The following is a 15,576-nucleotide window of genomic DNA, read 5'->3' as shown; positions in this document are numbered from 1 at the left end:
GGCCATCAGCGCATCGACCGGCAGATGGCCGCCGGTCGATCCGTCAGGCAGCAGAAGCAGAAGCTGAAGCAGAAGTGGAAGCGGACGCAGCAGCGCCCAGCCGCCACAACGACGTGACCTCGGCCGCACGTGCCGCATGCAGTGCATCGCCTGGATCCGCCGCCTTGGCATGGCGCGGCTTCACATCGTGCCGCCCGCGCACCACCAGGCCCGCCTCGGCGATCCAGCCCAGCAGTTGGTCGCGCGGGCGCAGGCCCAGGTGCTCTGCCAGGTCCGACAGGATCAGCCAGCCTTCGCCGCCGGGCTCCAGGTGGTCGGCCAGCCCGGCCAGAAAGCCCCGCAACATGCGGCTGCCTTCGTCGTACACCGCATGCTCGATGGGCGAATTGGCGCGGGCAGGCAACCAGGGCGGGTTGCACACCACCAGCGGCGCACGGCCCGGCGGAAACAGGTCCGCCTGCAACAGCTCCACGCGGGGCAGCACGCCCAGGCGCTGCAGGTTGTCGCGAGCGCAAGCCAGCGCACGCGGGTCCTGGTCAGTCGCCACCATGCGCTGCACGCCACGGCGGGCCAGCACCGCCGACAGCACGCCGGTCCCGACACCGATGTCGAAAGCCAGCTCTTTGGACGGCAGGGGTGTGTTGGCGATCAGGTCCACATACTCGCCCCGCACGGGCGAGAACACACCGTAGTGCGGGTGGATGCGGTTGAGCGGCGCCGCACCCAGTGCAGGCACTTCCACGCCCTTCTTGCGCCATTCATGCGCGCCCAGCAGGCCCAGCAGCTCGCGCAGCGTGGCCACCGACCGCTCGCCCGTGGCAGGGCCCCAGGCCTCCGTGCAGGCCTGTCGCCAGTCGGGCGCGCGGCGCAGCGCGATGCTGTAGTCACCCTCGAGCGGGATCAGGATGGCCGCGAGCACGCGGGCACGCTGGGCCTGCGCCTGGCGGTGCAGGTGGAAGGCCTCTGCGGGTGTCGCCACCGCCAGCTTCTGCGCCGAACGTGCGGCCGCCTTGCGCGGCTTGCGGTCGGCCCGGCGCATCAGTGCCTGCAGCAGATGGCGCGCGTTCTGAAAGTCGCCCTCCCACAGCAGGCCCGTGCCCTCGGCCGCCATGCGAAAGGCGGTGTCCGCGGCCAGGGTGTCATCGGCGGTGACGACACGGCGCGGCACGGGAGCGCCGCTTTCGGAGCGCCACTGGGCTTGCCGGGGCTCGCCTTGATGGGTCCACGCGATCAGGGGAAGAGAGGTCGACATGGAATCCTTCACGGCGCTGCGTGTACCACTGACAGGTTGCACCAGCACGGCGTGGGCCATGGGTGCCGGGCCAGAACCGCTGGCTGGCGACAGCGTTCCCGTGCCCGCACCGCGCTGCACAGCACAAGCGGAGGGAACGCGCCCAGCGGCTCGGGGAGGGGGTTCAAATCATCAGGCGTTGATCGGGCGCTTCAGGCGCACTTCTTCGATCTTGACGCCGCCGATCACGGCGGTCTTGGCGGTGGACAGCTCACGCTTGAAGCCGGCCATCTCGTGAAAACGCAGGGCACGCTCGTTGCGCAGCGGCACCCACGAGGTCACGTTGGTGCAGCCTTCTTCCTGAAGGCCGTCACGGGCGGCGTCCCACAGGGCCAGGCCCACGCCCTGGTTCCAGTGCGTGGGGGCGGCGTAGATGGCCCAGATCTCACCAGTGGTGGGGCGGGACTTTTCATCGCGGGAACGGTCGTAGCCCACGAAACCGACGATCTTTTCGCCGTCGATGGCGACCTGGACCTGCGGTTCGCAATATTCAATGGCCTCGCGCCAGTAGGCCTGGCGCTTTTCGACCGACGACATGGACTTCAACTGCTCGTCTGGCACCAACCCTTTGTAGGCCTCTTGGGCAGAGACGGTATGGATCTGGGCGATGGCTTTTGCATCGCGAAGCGTAGCGGGACGAACCTGGATACTGGACATGGAAAAACCGAACGAAAACGGGGGATGAAAATACGAAAGGACCGGCATTGTCGCCGCAAACGGTTTTTCACCCCGTAGAGGGCCCTGCTTTGCCCTCGTCAAACGTTCAGATTCGCCCCCAGGGGGCCTACTTTGTGGCAGGCAGCGCAGGCCCTCCGTGGGGCTGCGGGCGTGTGCGAAGCCGCGTTCAGGCCATTGCCATCGAGCCCGTGAGCGCCGAGGATGACGACGCCGCAGCGGCTGCGGCCGCCCGCTGCACCAGCGCGCGCTTGTTGCGCGGGCGGGGCACGTGGACAGCGGGCGGTGTGCCGTTGATGGCCGCCAGACCCAGCACCAGGGTCACGGTGCGCGAGCCGTCTTCACGGTCGTCGCTGGCGTACGCGCGGTAGCTGCCGTTGCCCTGCCCGTGGCTGCGCTGCACGGTGTGGAAGGCCACCCGCACACCACTGACCCGGTGGCCACCAAAAGGCAGCACGCGCAGCCGCGCATCACGGTCCAGCGCCAGGCCCAGGTTGCCGGGGCGGTTGACGAGATCGGTGCGCACCGGGCGCCAGGTCTGCCCATCGTCGATGGAAAACTGCCAGGTGCCCGCCTGGGCGTCGAGGTGCTCGATCACCACACCTGCCGACGCGAGCATGCCCGGGCAGTTTTCTTCGACGATGAGATCCACCGAATTACCGCCTAGGCCGTTGGCGCAGGACGCGGCGCCGGGTGCGGGACGCCGCTCGGTGCGGGGCTGGCGGCTGGCAGCGGTGGCAGAACCTTGGATGGATGCATTCACAGACATTGGAGTCCCTCTCAAGTGCAGGATGTGAAAAAACAAAGGTGCGCATTGGTTTTCACCCCATCGATGCCTTCCAACAAGATGCTTTTCAATGCTTGACGGAAAGTCTAAAAATTGACCTATCCGGCGTCCATCGCACAAATGGACTAGTCAACAACAGCTTTTTGTGCGTAATACTTGCCGGATGACTGCCCGTCTCTTGCTCGTGGACGACCACAACCTCTTTCGCACCGGGTTGCGCCTGATCGTCCAGGACCATGCCGGCGTGGGAGCGATCGCCGAGGCGGGCTCGATCGCCGAAGCCTGCGCCCTGCAGGCCGTGGACACCGACCTGGTGCTGCTGGACATCCAGCTGCCCGGCATGAATGGCCTCGATGGCCTGCGCCCGCTGCGCCAGGCCTGCCCCCGCGCGCGCATCGTGCTGGTGTCGGCCAGCGTGGCGCCCGATGCGATCCACGAGGCACGCGCGCGGGGTGCGGACGGTTTTCTCTTCAAGTCGGCCAGTGCGCAGGACATCCTCGACGCCATCACCTGTGCGCTGGCAGGCCAACCCTGCTTTCCGATCCACAACAGGCACGGCGCTGCGGCACGCGCGCCGGACGCGCCGTCGCTCACTGCGCGGCAACTGGAGGTGCTGGCCCTGTTGTGCACCGGCAAGCCCAACAAGGTCATCGCCCGCGACCTGGGCCTGAGCGAGAACACCGTGCGCGTGCACGTGGCCGCCATCTTTGCGCAACTGGGCGTCAACAGCCGCAGCGCCGCGCTGCTGGCCGCGCAGCGCATGGGGCTGTCCACCCCGCAGCTCCATGACACCCTCTGACGCCGTGCCGGGCCAGCAGGCCGCCACGCCAGCCCCACGCTGGAGCGACTGGGCGGCGCGGGCCGGCTGGCCGGTGTGGGAGCGCGACGAGGTGCTGCGCGAGCAGGCCGCCCTGCTGCGGCAGAACTTCCCGATGACGCTGCTGGCATCGCTGGCCACGGCGCTCGGTACGCTGTGGGTCATGGCCCCCGTGGCCGACACGCAGGCCACCACCATCTGGCTCGTTTTGCACGCCATGGTGGTGCTCGGGGTGTACATCACGCTGCGCAGCATCGCCCCCTTCACCGACCCTGCGCCCCAGGCGGCGCGCAAGCTGATTGCCTGCATGGCAGCGATGGGGCTCAGCTGGGGCAGCCTGGGCTATGTGGTGCTGTACTGGGGCACGCAGGAGAGCGTGATCTATGCAATCGGCATCATCAGCACCGTGTCGTCGGGTGCGCTCGGACTGGGCGCACCGCTGTACCGGGCCTATGTGACCTACCTCACCTGCGCCATGGGCGGCGTGATGATCGCGGTGGCGGCGGAAGGCGGCACGGTGATGTGGCCCGCGCTCTTCCTGACCAGCGTCTACTTCGCATTGACCTGCATGCAGGCGCGCACGGCCGACCGCGCCACGCGGCGCAGCATCGCGCTCAAGCTCGAGAACGACCGGCTGGTGACCGAGCTGCGCGCCGAGTCCCAGCGCGCGCTGGCAGCGCAAGAGGCCGCCGAGCGCGCCGACCGCGACAAGTCCCGTTTTCTGGCCGCCGCCAGCCACGACCTGCGCCAGCCGCTGCACGCCATGGGGCTGTTCCTTGAATCGCTGCAGCGCAGCCCGCTGAGCGACCACCAGCGGACCGTGCTGGGCCATGCGCACGCAGCATCGGGCGCCGCGGCCGAGATGCTCACCACGCTGCTCGACTACTCGCGCCTGGAGGCCGGGGTGGTCAAGGTGCATCCTGCCCCGTTTGCGGTGCAGCCGCTGCTGAGCGCGCTGGAGCAGGAGTTCGGCGTACAGGCCGACACGGCCGGGCTGGTGTACCGCACCCGCGAGACCTCGGCCGCCGCGCATGCAGACCGGGCCCTGGTGGGTCTGGTCATGCACAACTTCATCTCCAACGCCCTGCGCTACACCGCGCGCGGCGGCGTGCTGATTGCGTGCCGCACGCGGGGCAAGCGCCTGGCGCTGGAGGTGTGGGACACCGGCGCCGGCATACCGCAGCACCAATGGGAAGACATCTTTCGGGAATTCCACCAGCTGGGCAACCCCGAGCGCGACCGGCGCAAGGGCCTGGGCCTGGGCCTCGCCATCGTGCAGCGGCTCGCGCGCGAGATGGGCACTTCGGTGGAGGTCCTGTCACACCCCGGCCGCGGCTCCGTGTTCCGTCTGTGGCTCGACCGCTGGCAGGGCGCGCTGGAGGACGACAGCGCCGCCACATCCCCGTCTGCGGATGCGCGCAGCCTGAACGGCCTCAAGGTACTGGCCATCGACGACGACGAGGCCGTGCGCACCGGCATGCAGTCGCTGCTGCAAAGCTGGGGGTGCCTGTGCATCACGGCCGAGTCGAGCAAGGATGCGCTGGAGTGCCTGGAAGACCCCGCGCTCGACATCGTACCCGACCTGATCATCACGGACTTCCGCCTGCGCCATGAAGAGACCGGCAAGCAGGTGCTGCAGGCCCTGCGCGCCTACCTGGGCACGCCCGTGCCGGCGATCATCCTGACGGGCGACACATCGCCCCAGCGCCTGCGGGACGCGCAATCCACCTCGGCCCTGCTGCTGCACAAGCCCGTATCCACCACCCAGCTGCGCGACGCCATGGTGCAGCTCATCACGCAGCCGCACCTGCACACGCCAGCCGCCGCTGCGGCAGACTCCGATGACGACGGCGAAGGCGGCGATGACGTCGAGCGCGCGGCCACCAGCGCTACAGCCAGCGCCGAAGCAGCCCCATGACCTGGTCGAACTTCGCGCCGTAGGGCGGGTAGAACATCGACCCCATCGACCAGCGCGACTGCACCAGCACCGACTTCTGGTGGCAAAAGCGCAAGAAGCCCTGCTCGCCATGGTAGGCACCCCAGCCGCTGTCGCCCACGCCGCCAAACGGCAGGTTGTCGTGAGCGATGTGCATCAGCGTGTCGTTCACCGTCACGCCACCGCTCACCGTGCGGCGCAGCACGTCGTCGCGCACGGCTTCGTTCTGGCCGAACCAGTACAGCGCCAGCGGGCGCGGGCCGGCGTTGATGTGCGCGATGGCGTCGTCCAGCCGCTCGTACGACACCACGGGCAGGATGGGCCCGAAGATCTCTTCCTGCATGAGCTGCATGGCCGACGTGGCGCCGAACACCAGCGTGGGCAGCATCTGGCGGCTCGCGCCGTCGCCCAGCGTGCCCACGGTGGGCACCGCGGGCTTGCCGGCGGCGGGGTCGATGGTCTGCACCTCGGCGCCCTGCGTCTGGGCCTGCTGCAGCATCGTGCGCAGCCGGGCATGGTGGCGCGGCGTGATGATGGAGGCGTAGTCGCCGTTGCCCTCGATGGTGGGGAACAGCCGCGCCACGGCCGTGCGGTAGGCCTGGGCGAATTCGCCCTCGCGCCCGCGCGGCAGCAGCACGTAGTCGGGCGCGATGCAGGTCTGCCCGGCGTTGAGCAGCTTGCCGTGCGCGATCTTGAGCGCCGCGTCCTGCATGTCGCAGTGCCCGTCGATGATGCAGGGCGACTTGCCGCCCAGCTCCAGCGTGGTGGGCGTGAGGTGCTGGGCCGCGGCCTGCGCCACCTTGCGGCCCACGGCGGTGGAGCCGGTGAACACCAGGTGGTCGAACGGCAGCGACGCGAACAGCGCCGACAAATTGGCATCGCCCTGCACCACGCAGAACTCGTCCGGCGTGAAGAACTGCGCCACCAGCGCGGCCAGTTGGGCGGATGTGTGCGGCGTGAGCTCGCTGGGCTTGAGCATCACGCGGTTGCCCGCCGCCAGCGCGGTGATGGCCGGCGCCAGCGCCAGTTGCACGGGGTAGTTCCACGGAGCAATCACACCCACCACGCCCAGCGGCTGGCGCTGGATGTGGGCACTGGCGGGCTGCAGGAAGATGGGCGTGCGCACCTTGCGCGGCTTCATCCACTTGGCCAGATGGCTCAGCGTGTGCGACAGCAGGGTGCGCAGCACGAAGAAATCCGCCACCTCGGTCAGGCGCGGCGACCGCATGCCGAAGTCGGCCTGTACCGCCGCCGCCAGCACCGGCCCGTTCTCGTCCAGCATCTTGGACAGGCGCAGCAGGCGCTCGCGGCGTACCAGCAGGGGCACATCGACGTGCTCGCGGCTCGCCTGGCGTTGAAGATCGAAGTGGGCGTGGATATCGGCTGGTGTCATGGCTGAATGATAAGGAGGTGCCACCGGCCCACCGGGCCCTGCGCTGACGAGCACGCATGCATGCAGGGCCGGCGCCTGCGCGGTGCGGGCGGAAGCATGTCGCAGTATCGGGCCGCAGGGCCCGCGTGCGGTGTCAAAAAGCTCTGTCTAGAGAGCTGCGTCGATGCGGACAGGTGAGGACGGAGGGGGAAGGATGCAGGTCCATCCTGCGCCGCGGTCGCCACGACCGCTGCCAGCCCAAGTTGCCAGCGCGCCAGTGCCCCAAAGCACCGATCAGCGCAGCTCCCGCGCCTCCACATCGGTCACCTGGGCCGCACCGGGCAGGATGCCGCCCCGACGCGATGCTGCTGGGTCGTCCACGCCATCGCCGTGCTCCGACGCATGCTGCGGGCCGGCCGGCGCCCCCGACGACCAGCGCTGGGTGGAGCGGAACGCGGTGCTGAAGCCGGTGCGCGGGTCCATGCGCATGACCCAGGGGGTGACGGGCCTGCCGGTGAGCCGGGCCCAGCCTGCGCGCAATGCCCAGACCAGCGCCAGCACCATGACACCCGCGAGCAGGCTCAAGAACAGCACCAGGCCCAGCGCCACCACCACCAGGCGCACCACAAAACGCAAAACCCCTGCAACAAATTCGTTCAAACGACACCTCTCCTTCACAACTGGGCCAACGCCGCCCGGGCCTCGTGAGAGCCCCGGGCGGCGTGCGCGTTCAACACATCAGCGTGTCAGCCCTGCGCTGCGGCGCCGAACTGAAAGACACCGGGCTCCAGCACCGGGTTCACCGTGACCGGGATCACGCTCTTGGGCGGGAAGCGGCCTTCCAGCAGCAGCTTTGACAGCGGGTTCTCCAACCGCTGCTGGATCGCCCGCTTGAGCGGCCGCGCACCGAACACGGGGTCGAACCCCACCTTGGCCAATTCTGCCAAGGCTGCGTCCGACACCTGCAAGTCCAAATCCATCTTGGCCAGCCGGGATTGCAGCTGCTGCAGCTGGATCTTGGCGATGGCGGCGATGTGTTGCGCGTCCAGGCCATGGAACACCACGGTCTCGTCGATGCGGTTCAGGAACTCGGGGCGGAAGTGGTTCTTGAGCTCGCCCCACACCGCTTCCTTGATGTCCTCGGCGTCCTGCCCCACCATGGCCTGGATCAGGTGCGAGCCGATGTTGCTCGTCATCACGATCACCGTATTCTTGAAGTCCACGGTACGGCCCTGCCCATCCGTCAGGCGGCCGTCGTCCAGCACCTGCAGCAGCACGTTGAACACATCGGGGTGGGCCTTTTCCACCTCGTCGAGCAGCAGCACGCTGTAGGGCTTGCGGCGCACGGCTTCGGTCAGGTAGCCGCCCTCCTCGTAGCCCACGTAGCCGGGCGGCGCGCCGATCAGGCGGGCCACCGAATGCTTCTCCATGAACTCGCTCATGTCGATGCGAATCAGGTGGTCTTCGCTGTCGAACAAGAAGCCCGCCAGCGCCTTGCACAGCTCGGTCTTGCCCACGCCTGTGGGGCCCAGGAACAGGAACGAGCCCGTGGGCCGGTTCGGGTCCGACAAGCCCGAGCGCGAGCGGCGGATGGCGTTGGCCACGGCGGCAATCGCCTCTTCCTGGCCGACCACGCGCTCGTGCAGCTTGTCTTCCATCTGCAGGAGCTTGTCCTTTTCGCCCTGCAGCATCTTGGACACGGGAATGCCCGTGGCGCGGCTCACCACTTCGGCGATCTCTTCGGCGCCCACCTGCGTGCGCAGCAGGCGGCGCGGGGCAGGAGCACCGTCCTTGCCATCCTCTTGCGCCTGCGCTTCTTTCAGCTGGCGCTCCAGGTCCGGCAGCTTGCCGTACTGGAGCTCGGCCACTTTGTTGAAGTCGCCCTTGCGGGTGAATTCCTCGATCTGGAACTTGAGCTTGTCGATGGCTTCGCGCACGTGCGCGCTGCCCTGGGCCTGGGCCTTTTCGGCCTGCCAGATCTCGTCGTAGTCGGCGATCTCCTTTTGCAGCTTGGCGATCTCTTCCTCGATCAGCCCAAAGCGCTTGAGCGACGATTCGTCCTTCTCGCGGCGCACGGCCTCGCGCTCGATCTGCAGCTGGATCAGGCGGCGGTCCAGGCGGTCCATGACCTCGGGCTTGGAGTCCATCTCGATCTTGATCTTGGAGGCAGCCTCGTCGATCAGGTCGATGGCCTTGTCGGGCAAAAAGCGGTCGGTGATGTAGCGGTGGCTCAGCTCGGCCGCAGCCACGATGGCCGGGTCGGTGATGTCCACGCCATGGTGCACCTCGTATTTTTCCTGCAGGCCGCGCAGGATGGCGATGGTGGCCTCCACCGTCGGCTCGCCGACCAGGATCTTCTGGAAGCGGCGCTCCAGCGCAGCGTCCTTCTCGATGTACTTGCGGTACTCGTCGAGCGTGGTGGCACCCACGCAGTGCAGCTCGCCGCGCGCCAGCGCCGGCTTGAGCATGTTGCCCGCGTCCATCGCGCCCTCGCCCTTGCCGGCGCCCACCATGGTGTGCAGTTCGTCGATGAAGACGATGGTCTGGCCCTCGTCCTTGGCCAGCTCGTTGAGCACGGCCTTGAGGCGCTCTTCGAACTCGCCGCGGTACTTGGCACCGGCCAAGAGGGCGGCCATGTCCAGGCTAAGGACGCGCTTGCCCTTGAGCGATTCGGGCACCTCGCCGGCCACGATGCGCTGGGCCAGGCCTTCGACGATGGCGGTCTTGCCCACGCCGGGCTCGCCGATGAGCACGGGGTTGTTCTTGGTGCGGCGCTGCAGCACCTGGATGGCGCGGCGGATCTCGTCGTCACGGCCGATCACGGGGTCCAGCTTGCCGATGCGGGCGCGCTCGGTCAGGTCCATGCAGTACTTGGCCAGGGCGCCGCGCTGGCCCTCGGCCTCGGCGCTGTCCATCTTCTGGCCGCCGCGCACCGCGTCGATGGCGGTCTCCAGGCTCTTGCGGGTCAGGCCGTTTTCCTTGGCGATGCGCGCCGCCTCGCCCTTGCTGTCGATCACGGCCAGCAGGAACAGCTCGCTCGCGATGAACTGGTCGCCGCGCTTGATGGCTTCCTTCTCGGTGGCCTGCAGCACGCGGCCGAGCTCCGGGCCGCCCTGCACCTGGTCGTTGCCCTGCACCTGGGGCAGGCGCTGCACAGCGGACTCTGCCGCGGCCAGCAAACCTTGCACATTGACGCCAGCGCGCTGCAGCAGCGCCCGCGGGCCGTCGTCCTGGCGCAGCATGGCCACGATGACGTGGACGGGCTCGATGTAGGCGTGGTCACTGCCCAGGGCCAGGGTCTGGGCGTCGCTCAGGGCTTCTTGAAACTTGGTGGTGAATTTGTCGAGACGCATGGGTGAATGTCCTCCGAATTGCAGACCAATTGGGGCGGGAAATGCCCGATTTCAAGACAGTCACCTCGCCCGGGGATGACGTGGATCAGCAAACTCTCCTGAGTGCGCCGCATCCCGTTGCTATATTTTTAATAGCTTCCAGCGCTTATCCCAAGCGCGGCAGAGGCATTTTTGACCTGAAATGCTCTGATTGCACCCATGCGCCAGGTGCACCGCAGCCGAACGGCAGCTTGCGGCAGCCCCGGGCAGCCCTATGCGTTCTGCGCCGTGATGCCCCAGCGTGCCAGCGCCGCGTCGTCGCTCACCCGCGCATCCACCCAGCGGGCGCCCTGCGGGGTTTCTTCCTTCTTCCAGAACGGCGCCTGGGTCTTGAGGTAGTCCATCAGGAATTCGCAGGCCTGAAAGCTCTGGCCGCGGTGCGCGCTGGTCACGGCCACCAGCACGATCTGGTCGAGCGGCTGCAGCAGCCCCACGCGGTGGATGATGCGCGCGCCGAAGATGTCGAAGCGGCGAAGCGCCTCGTCCACCATGGCCTCGATGGATTTTTCGGTCATGCCGGGGTAGTGCTCCAGCTCCATGGACGACACGGCATCGCCTTCATTGCGATCCCGCACCGTGCCGATGAAACTGCAGACGGCCCCCACGCCCTTGTTGTGGCTGCGCAGCGCAGCGATTTCGGTGGACAGGTCGAAGTCCTGCGTCTGGATGGAAACGCGGGGCGACGCCATGGTGACGGCACCCGGGGACAAGTCGCGCGGCGTGGTCATGGCGAGCGGTGCAGCCGGGGCGCGGCCAGCAGGGCGAGCTCTTCTTCGACCACTTTGTTCAACTGCGCGAGCGCCGGCTTTGGCGGCAGCTGGGCCAGCAGCGCCTGCAGGCGCGTCACGTCGCCCACGGTAGGGGCCACCTTGATCTGGGCGATGGCGGCGTCGATGTTGCCGCCCTGCACCAGCGCCAGGACTTTGCCGGGCCATTCACTTTTGGGTTTTGCCATGGAGGATGTGTGATTGTCTGTACGATGGGCCCGCACTTTACCCCCAGTGCCCGCTCGCAGGGCGCTTCCCCACCTCCATGGCCACGCAAACCATCACCACCGACCTCTACAAGCTCTACCCTTCGCCGCGCAATGCGCACAAGGACGTGTTCGAACACCAGGTCTTCGTGCCCTACCCTTACGCCATCATCGACCTCGATGTGATGGACCTGGCGGGCAAGACCACGCTGTTCGCGGCGTGCCGGCTGTCGGACATGAAGATGGGCCAGGTGGTGAGCTTCGAGCTGCCTGCCGACCAGGCCCGGTTCGAGCGCCTGTTCACGCCCGATTGAGCGAGACGCCCATGGATGACGACAACCAGATCCACGTCCCGCCCTCCTTCATGGCCGTGTACAGCGACACCCGCAACCGGCTGACGGAGAAGCCCGCCGTGGTGCGCACCCGCTACGAACTGTGCGAGGACCTGGCGGGCCACCTGGTGGAGCATGCGCAGACGCTGTACCACGTGCAGGCGCCGTCGGAGGCCGAGATCTTGCGGCGCATCCACGCCGGGCTGTGCAGCGCCGAATCCGGCGTGTCGGTGGCCGAGGCGACGTGGATCGTCACGCGCCTGGCCGAGATGCTGAACTGGCCTTGCCCGGAGCTGCTGCCGCCGCCTGCCGAGGACCCAGTGAACCCAGCAGGCCCAGCGGAAGCACCCGCAACAGGCCCGGTGCACTAAGGCTGGCTACCTGCAAACCGCGACGAGCGCTTCCGGCGCCGCGCTGACCCCTCACGAGCCCGCTGCCTGCCGTAGCGCCCATCAGACAGCTTTTTGCAGGCGCGTCGCTATACTGCGCCCCATGCCCACGCACCGCATTTCTGCCCTGATCACCGCTCCCGCGGTGGCCTTGCAGTGCGTGGTCAAAGCCAAAAAACCAGAGCTCATCTGACCGGAGCTGTGGTTCCGTCCGGATGAGCGACGGAACCACCTGGTAGAGAAATCCTGCTTTCTTTTTCTTCCCTCCCCGGCATTCCGCGCGTTCTTTTTCGGACGGTTCTTCCCTTGGTCGAACCTGAAAGAACCCTGCGCATGCCCACACTGACGACACCTTCTTCCGCTGCCCTCACCACTACACCCGAGGTCACACTCCCTGCGCCCACCCGCACCATCTTCAGCGGGCTGTGGATCGCCTTGGTCACGCCGTTCAAGGACGGTGCCGTGGACCATCCGGCCCTGGCCGCCCTCACCACCCGACTATGTGCCGACGGTGTTGCGGGCTTCGTGGCCTGCGGCTCGACCGGCGAGGCGGCAGCCCTCGACAAGGCCGAGCAACTGCAGGTGCTGGAGACCGTGCTGGGCGCCGCCCAGGGGTTGCCCGTGGTGATGGGCCTGTCGGGCTACCACCAGGGCCAGATGCTGGAGCAGGTGCGTGCGCTGGCGCACTACCCGGTGGCGGGCCTGCTGGTGTCCGCCCCCCACTACATCCGCCCCTCGCAGGAAGGCCTGCTGCACTGGTTCCGCACGCTGGCCGACGCCAGCGCGGTGCCCGTGCTGATCTATGACATTCCCTACCGCACGGGTGCCACGATCAGCACCGAGACGCTGCTGGCGCTGGCGGCGCATCCGCGCATCCAGGGCATCAAGGACTGCGGTGGCAGCCCCGCCAAGACGCAGGCCCTGATCGCCGATGGCCGGCTGCAGGTGCTGACGGGCGAAGACGCGCAGATCTTCCATACGCTGGCCCTGGGCGGCGCCGGCGCCATCTCGGCCAGCGCGCACTGGCAGACACCCCAGTTTGTGGAGTTGACGGCTTTGCTGCGCTCAGGCGACCTGCCCGCAGCCCGCCCGGTGTGGCAAGCCTTGCAACCCTGGGTGGAGGCATGTTTTGCCGAGCCCAACCCGGCCCCGCTCAAGGCGATGCTGGCGCATGCGGGGTGGATGCGCAGCGAACTGCGCGCGCCGATGATGCCGGCCTCGAAGGCGCTGCAAGATCGTTTGCAGGCGCTTTGAGGTGACTGGCCGCGCGCGAGAAAGTGCGCCGGGCTAACCGCCCGTCACCGGCGGAAAGAACGCCACCTCGGCGCCATCGGCCAGGATGGCGGATTCATCGCTCAAGGTCTGATCGAGCGCCATGCGCACGGCCCGGCCGCGCGCCAGGCTGCTGGCGTGGGCCCCGCCGCGTGCAATCAGTTCGTCGCGCAGGGCCCCCAGCGTGGCGGCAGAGGTCTCAACCGCCTCGCTGCCGTGCCCAATGGCCTCGCGGATGGAGGCGAAGTAACGCACAGAGATCTTCTTCATCCCAGAAGCTCCGAGAAAGCGATGAACCGCACCGTATCGCCAGCGGCAATCGTCTGGCCCGCCGGGTTGTCCACCGCGCCATGGCCCCAAGCGGCCGAGGTGAGCACGCCCGAGCTCTGGTTGGCGAACAGGTCGAGCCCGCCGGCTGCGTTGTGCCGCACGCGCAGGAATTCGCGGCGTTTGTCGGCTTTGGGCCAGTTGAAATCGGCGCGGGCAGCGATGGACCTGGGGGCAACGTCCTGCACGCCCTGCAGGCGCAGCACGAACGGCCGCACCAGCAGTGCAAAGGTCAGAAAGCTCGACACGGGGTTGCCGGGCAGGCCCATGAAGTGCGCAGCGCCCTCTGCCCGCGGGATCTGGCCGTAGGCGAACGGCTTGCCGGGCTTCATGGCGATCTGCCACAGATCGAGCCGGCCCAGCGACTCGACAGCGGGCTTGATGTGGTCTTCTTCGCCCACCGACACCCCGCCGCTGGTGAGGATGAGGTCGTGGTCTGCGCTGGCGCTGCGCAGCGCCTGTACCGTCGCGTCGCGCCGGTCCGGGACGATACCCAGGTCGGTCACCTCGCAACCCAGGCGCTGCAGCATGGCGCGCAAAAAGAACCGGTTGCTGTTGTAGATGGCCCCGGGGCGCATCTGCTCGGGCGGCACCTCGCCGGGCATCACCAGTTCGTCGCCGGTGGAAAACAGCGCCACGTGCGGCCGGCGTGCGACCTGCAGCACGTGCAGGCCGATGCTCGCGGCCAGGCCCAGCTCGGCGGGCGACAGGCGCGTACCCCGCGCCAGCACCACGGCACCGCGGGTGATGTCTTCGCCGGCGCGGCGGATCCACTGGCCGGTCTGGGGCACGGCGTTGATGCGCACGCTGCCCTGGTCCGGCAGGGCTTCGCAGTCTTCCTGCATCAGGATGGCGTCGGCGCCCTCGGGCACCGGCGCGCCGGTGAAGATGCGCGCTGCCGTGCCGCTTTGCAGCGGCTCGCCCGCGCTGCCCGCGGCAATGCGCTGCGACACCGGCAGCACCGTGCCCGACGCGGGGACGTCGGCCCGGCGCACCGCGTAGCCGTCCATGGAGCTGTTGTCCTGCGGGGGCACGTGCAGCGCCGAGGCGCAGTCCTGCGCCAGCACGCGGCCGTCGGCGTCGAAGGTGGAGACCGCCTGCGTGGCTGTCGGCGGCACTGCGTGCGCCAGCAGCTCGGCCAGCGCGTCGTCCAGGGATTTGAGGGGACGATTCATGGTGGTGGTGGTTCCCGTCGCTTGAATGGGACTACATCCCCGCCCCGTAGAGCTCTTCGTTGTACTCGAACCGCTGTTCGTTCTGCACCAGCCAGTCCACCACCGCGGACGGGGCGTTGAGGTCGAGCAGGGGCAACTGCGTGGGCACCGTGAGCGCACCGGGCGCGTCGGTGGCGACAGCCACCACGAAGTCGTCCTCGGGGTAGCGCACGGGCTTGGCCGTCTGGCCGGCTTCGGGCGCGCGCCAGACTTCGATCTTGAGCAGGTCGCTGTCCTTGAAGCCTTCCACCAGCACCCAGTCCACGCCCGCGTACAGCTCGGCGATCAGGTGATGCACGGAGAGCGTGGCGGGGCGCTCGAACTCGCGCACCAGCATCAGGCGTTTGTCGGACGCCGCCACCACTTCGAACGCACCGGCCTCGCGGTGGCGGTAGGTGTCCTTGCCGGGGTGGTCCACGTCGAAGCTGTGGTGCGCGTGCTTGACCACCGACACCCGCAGCCCGCGCAAGCGCAGCTCGGGGATGAGTTGCTCGACCAGCGTGGTCTTGCCACTGCCGGAGAAGCCTGCAAAACCGATCACCTTCATCCATCGCTCCTTGCAGTCGCTACATTTTTAATAGCTGCTTGCGCATGCCTATCAAGCGGTAGCGGCCATTTTTATGCTCAATAACGCTCTGCAGCGCTGCTCTCGGGGCCGTCAAGCCGCGCGGTGGCGGCCAGGCAGCGGTGCCGCGAGGGCCGCGACGGCTGCTTGGCGGCGCCAGCGCGGCGCCGGGGCCCTGCCGATCCGCTGAATCCGCCTGCAGTGCCACGGCCAAGGCACGCCAGCACCTGGCCC

At 68.1% G+C, this 15,576-nt stretch carries 16 protein-coding genes; 5 read left to right on the top strand and 11 right to left on the bottom strand.

Annotated elements, in window-relative coordinates:
* Positions 1 to 43: 43 nt before the first annotated feature.
* From ASG27_RS22285 to ASG27_RS22275, 3 genes are all read right to left on the bottom strand, one after another.
* A complete protein-coding gene (locus tag ASG27_RS22285) occupies positions 44 to 1,252 on the bottom strand; it encodes a methyltransferase (protein ID WP_442854101.1) in 1,209 nt (402 codons plus the stop codon).
* Between the two features lie 171 nt (positions 1,253 to 1,423).
* Positions 1,424 to 1,948, bottom strand: coding sequence for a GNAT family N-acetyltransferase (locus tag ASG27_RS22280; RefSeq protein WP_056162314.1), 525 nt, complete (start codon positions 1,946 to 1,948; stop codon positions 1,424 to 1,426).
* A gap of 187 nt (positions 1,949 to 2,135) precedes the next feature.
* Positions 2,136 to 2,735, bottom strand: coding sequence for a hypothetical protein (locus ASG27_RS22275; protein WP_056420983.1), 600 nt, complete (start codon positions 2,733 to 2,735; stop codon positions 2,136 to 2,138).
* Positions 2,736 to 2,916: 181 nt separating this feature from the next.
* Here ASG27_RS22275 and ASG27_RS22270 point away from each other — a divergent pair, with 181 nt between their 5' ends.
* Together ASG27_RS22270 and ASG27_RS22265 are read left to right on the top strand one after the other, a co-directional pair.
* Positions 2,917 to 3,552 carry a response regulator gene (locus ASG27_RS22270; protein ID WP_056420980.1) on the top strand — a complete coding sequence of 212 codons (636 nt, stop codon included), beginning with the start codon at positions 2,917 to 2,919 and terminating at the stop codon, positions 3,550 to 3,552.
* Positions 3,539 to 5,488, top strand: coding sequence for a hybrid sensor histidine kinase/response regulator (locus ASG27_RS22265; RefSeq protein ID WP_056420976.1), 1,950 nt, complete (start codon positions 3,539 to 3,541; stop codon positions 5,486 to 5,488). The genes ASG27_RS22270 and ASG27_RS22265 overlap by 14 nt, the downstream gene beginning before the upstream one ends.
* Here ASG27_RS22265 and ASG27_RS22260 read toward each other — a convergent pair.
* From ASG27_RS22260 to ASG27_RS22240, 5 genes are all read right to left on the bottom strand, one after another.
* Entirely contained in the window at positions 5,460 to 6,899 is a 1,440-nt protein-coding gene (locus tag ASG27_RS22260; RefSeq protein ID WP_056420974.1) for a coniferyl aldehyde dehydrogenase, read from the bottom strand. The two genes, ASG27_RS22265 and ASG27_RS22260, sit on opposite strands and share 29 nt — an antisense overlap.
* Positions 6,900 to 7,172: 273 nt before the next feature.
* Positions 7,173 to 7,538: a hypothetical protein gene (locus ASG27_RS22255; RefSeq protein WP_056420970.1), complete on the bottom strand. Its 366-nt coding sequence runs from the start codon at positions 7,536 to 7,538 to the stop codon at positions 7,173 to 7,175.
* 86 nt (positions 7,539 to 7,624) lie between these two features.
* Positions 7,625 to 10,231: an ATP-dependent chaperone ClpB gene (gene clpB, locus ASG27_RS22250; RefSeq protein ID WP_056420967.1), complete on the bottom strand. Its 2,607-nt coding sequence runs from the start codon at positions 10,229 to 10,231 to the stop codon at positions 7,625 to 7,627.
* Between the two features lie 251 nt (positions 10,232 to 10,482).
* Entirely contained in the window at positions 10,483 to 10,959 is a 477-nt protein-coding gene (locus ASG27_RS22245) for a molybdenum cofactor biosynthesis protein MoaE (protein ID WP_056162627.1), read from the bottom strand.
* Between the two features lie 35 nt (positions 10,960 to 10,994).
* Positions 10,995 to 11,225, bottom strand: a complete 231-nt coding sequence (locus ASG27_RS22240) for a hypothetical protein (protein ID WP_056420965.1) — start codon at positions 11,223 to 11,225, stop codon at positions 10,995 to 10,997.
* Positions 11,226 to 11,302: 77 nt separating this feature from the next.
* Here ASG27_RS22240 and ASG27_RS22235 point away from each other — a divergent pair, with 77 nt between their 5' ends.
* The 3 genes from ASG27_RS22235 to dapA all read left to right on the top strand — a co-directional run bounded on the left by ASG27_RS22235 (position 11,303) and on the right by dapA (position 13,218).
* Positions 11,303 to 11,557, top strand: a complete 255-nt coding sequence (locus ASG27_RS22235) for a hypothetical protein (RefSeq protein WP_056162292.1) — start codon at positions 11,303 to 11,305, stop codon at positions 11,555 to 11,557.
* A gap of 11 nt (positions 11,558 to 11,568) precedes the next feature.
* Positions 11,569 to 11,946: a hypothetical protein gene (locus tag ASG27_RS22230; RefSeq protein WP_056420964.1), complete on the top strand. Its 378-nt coding sequence runs from the start codon at positions 11,569 to 11,571 to the stop codon at positions 11,944 to 11,946.
* Positions 11,947 to 12,297: 351 nt separating this feature from the next.
* Positions 12,298 to 13,218, top strand: a complete 921-nt coding sequence (gene dapA, locus ASG27_RS22225; protein ID WP_056420963.1) for a 4-hydroxy-tetrahydrodipicolinate synthase — start codon at positions 12,298 to 12,300, stop codon at positions 13,216 to 13,218.
* Between the two features lie 33 nt (positions 13,219 to 13,251).
* Here the strand turns inward: dapA and moaD are convergent, their stop codons facing one another.
* From moaD to mobB, 3 genes are read right to left on the bottom strand one after another with little or no spacing between them, the layout of a single operon-like run.
* Complete coding sequence (gene moaD, locus ASG27_RS22220; protein WP_056420962.1) at positions 13,252 to 13,506, bottom strand: molybdopterin converting factor subunit 1; 255 nt, start codon at positions 13,504 to 13,506, stop codon at positions 13,252 to 13,254.
* On the bottom strand, positions 13,503 to 14,738 hold the full coding sequence (locus tag ASG27_RS22215) for a molybdopterin molybdotransferase MoeA (RefSeq protein WP_056420961.1): 1,236 nt from the start codon (positions 14,736 to 14,738) through the stop codon (positions 13,503 to 13,505). The genes moaD and ASG27_RS22215 overlap by 4 nt, the downstream gene beginning before the upstream one ends.
* Positions 14,739 to 14,769: 31 nt before the next feature.
* Positions 14,770 to 15,324, bottom strand: coding sequence for a molybdopterin-guanine dinucleotide biosynthesis protein B (gene mobB, locus ASG27_RS22210; protein ID WP_056420958.1), 555 nt, complete (start codon positions 15,322 to 15,324; stop codon positions 14,770 to 14,772).
* Between the last annotated feature and the right edge of the window lie 252 nt (positions 15,325 to 15,576).

The sequence above is a fragment of the Acidovorax sp. Leaf191 genome (genome assembly GCF_001424425.1).
In the GTDB taxonomy this organism is placed as follows: Bacteria; Pseudomonadota; Gammaproteobacteria; order Burkholderiales; family Burkholderiaceae_C; genus Acidovorax.
This window is presented reverse-complemented; position numbering and strand designations above follow the sequence as displayed.

Coding starts and splice junctions, on each gene's coding strand:
- ASG27_RS22285 (WP_442854101.1), bottom strand. CDS start 1,252: ATGTCGACCTCTCTTCCCCTGATCGCGTGGACCCATCAAGGCGAGCCC.
- ASG27_RS22280 (WP_056162314.1), bottom strand. CDS start 1,948: ATGTCCAGTATCCAGGTTCGTCCCGCTACGCTTCGCGATGCAAAAGCC.
- ASG27_RS22275 (WP_056420983.1), bottom strand. CDS start 2,735: ATGTCTGTGAATGCATCCATCCAAGGTTCTGCCACCGCTGCCAGCCGC.
- ASG27_RS22270 (WP_056420980.1), top strand. CDS start 2,917: ATGACTGCCCGTCTCTTGCTCGTGGACGACCACAACCTCTTTCGCACC.
- ASG27_RS22265 (WP_056420976.1), top strand. CDS start 3,539: ATGACACCCTCTGACGCCGTGCCGGGCCAGCAGGCCGCCACGCCAGCC.
- ASG27_RS22260 (WP_056420974.1), bottom strand. CDS start 6,899: ATGACACCAGCCGATATCCACGCCCACTTCGATCTTCAACGCCAGGCG.
- clpB (WP_056420967.1), bottom strand. CDS start 10,231: ATGCGTCTCGACAAATTCACCACCAAGTTTCAAGAAGCCCTGAGCGAC.
- ASG27_RS22245 (WP_056162627.1), bottom strand. CDS start 10,959: ATGGCGTCGCCCCGCGTTTCCATCCAGACGCAGGACTTCGACCTGTCC.
- ASG27_RS22240 (WP_056420965.1), bottom strand. CDS start 11,225: ATGGCAAAACCCAAAAGTGAATGGCCCGGCAAAGTCCTGGCGCTGGTG.
- ASG27_RS22235 (WP_056162292.1), top strand. CDS start 11,303: ATGGCCACGCAAACCATCACCACCGACCTCTACAAGCTCTACCCTTCG.
- ASG27_RS22230 (WP_056420964.1), top strand. CDS start 11,569: ATGGATGACGACAACCAGATCCACGTCCCGCCCTCCTTCATGGCCGTG.
- dapA (WP_056420963.1), top strand. CDS start 12,298: ATGCCCACACTGACGACACCTTCTTCCGCTGCCCTCACCACTACACCC.
- moaD (WP_056420962.1), bottom strand. CDS start 13,506: ATGAAGAAGATCTCTGTGCGTTACTTCGCCTCCATCCGCGAGGCCATT.
- ASG27_RS22215 (WP_056420961.1), bottom strand. CDS start 14,738: ATGAATCGTCCCCTCAAATCCCTGGACGACGCGCTGGCCGAGCTGCTG.
- mobB (WP_056420958.1), bottom strand. CDS start 15,324: ATGAAGGTGATCGGTTTTGCAGGCTTCTCCGGCAGTGGCAAGACCACG.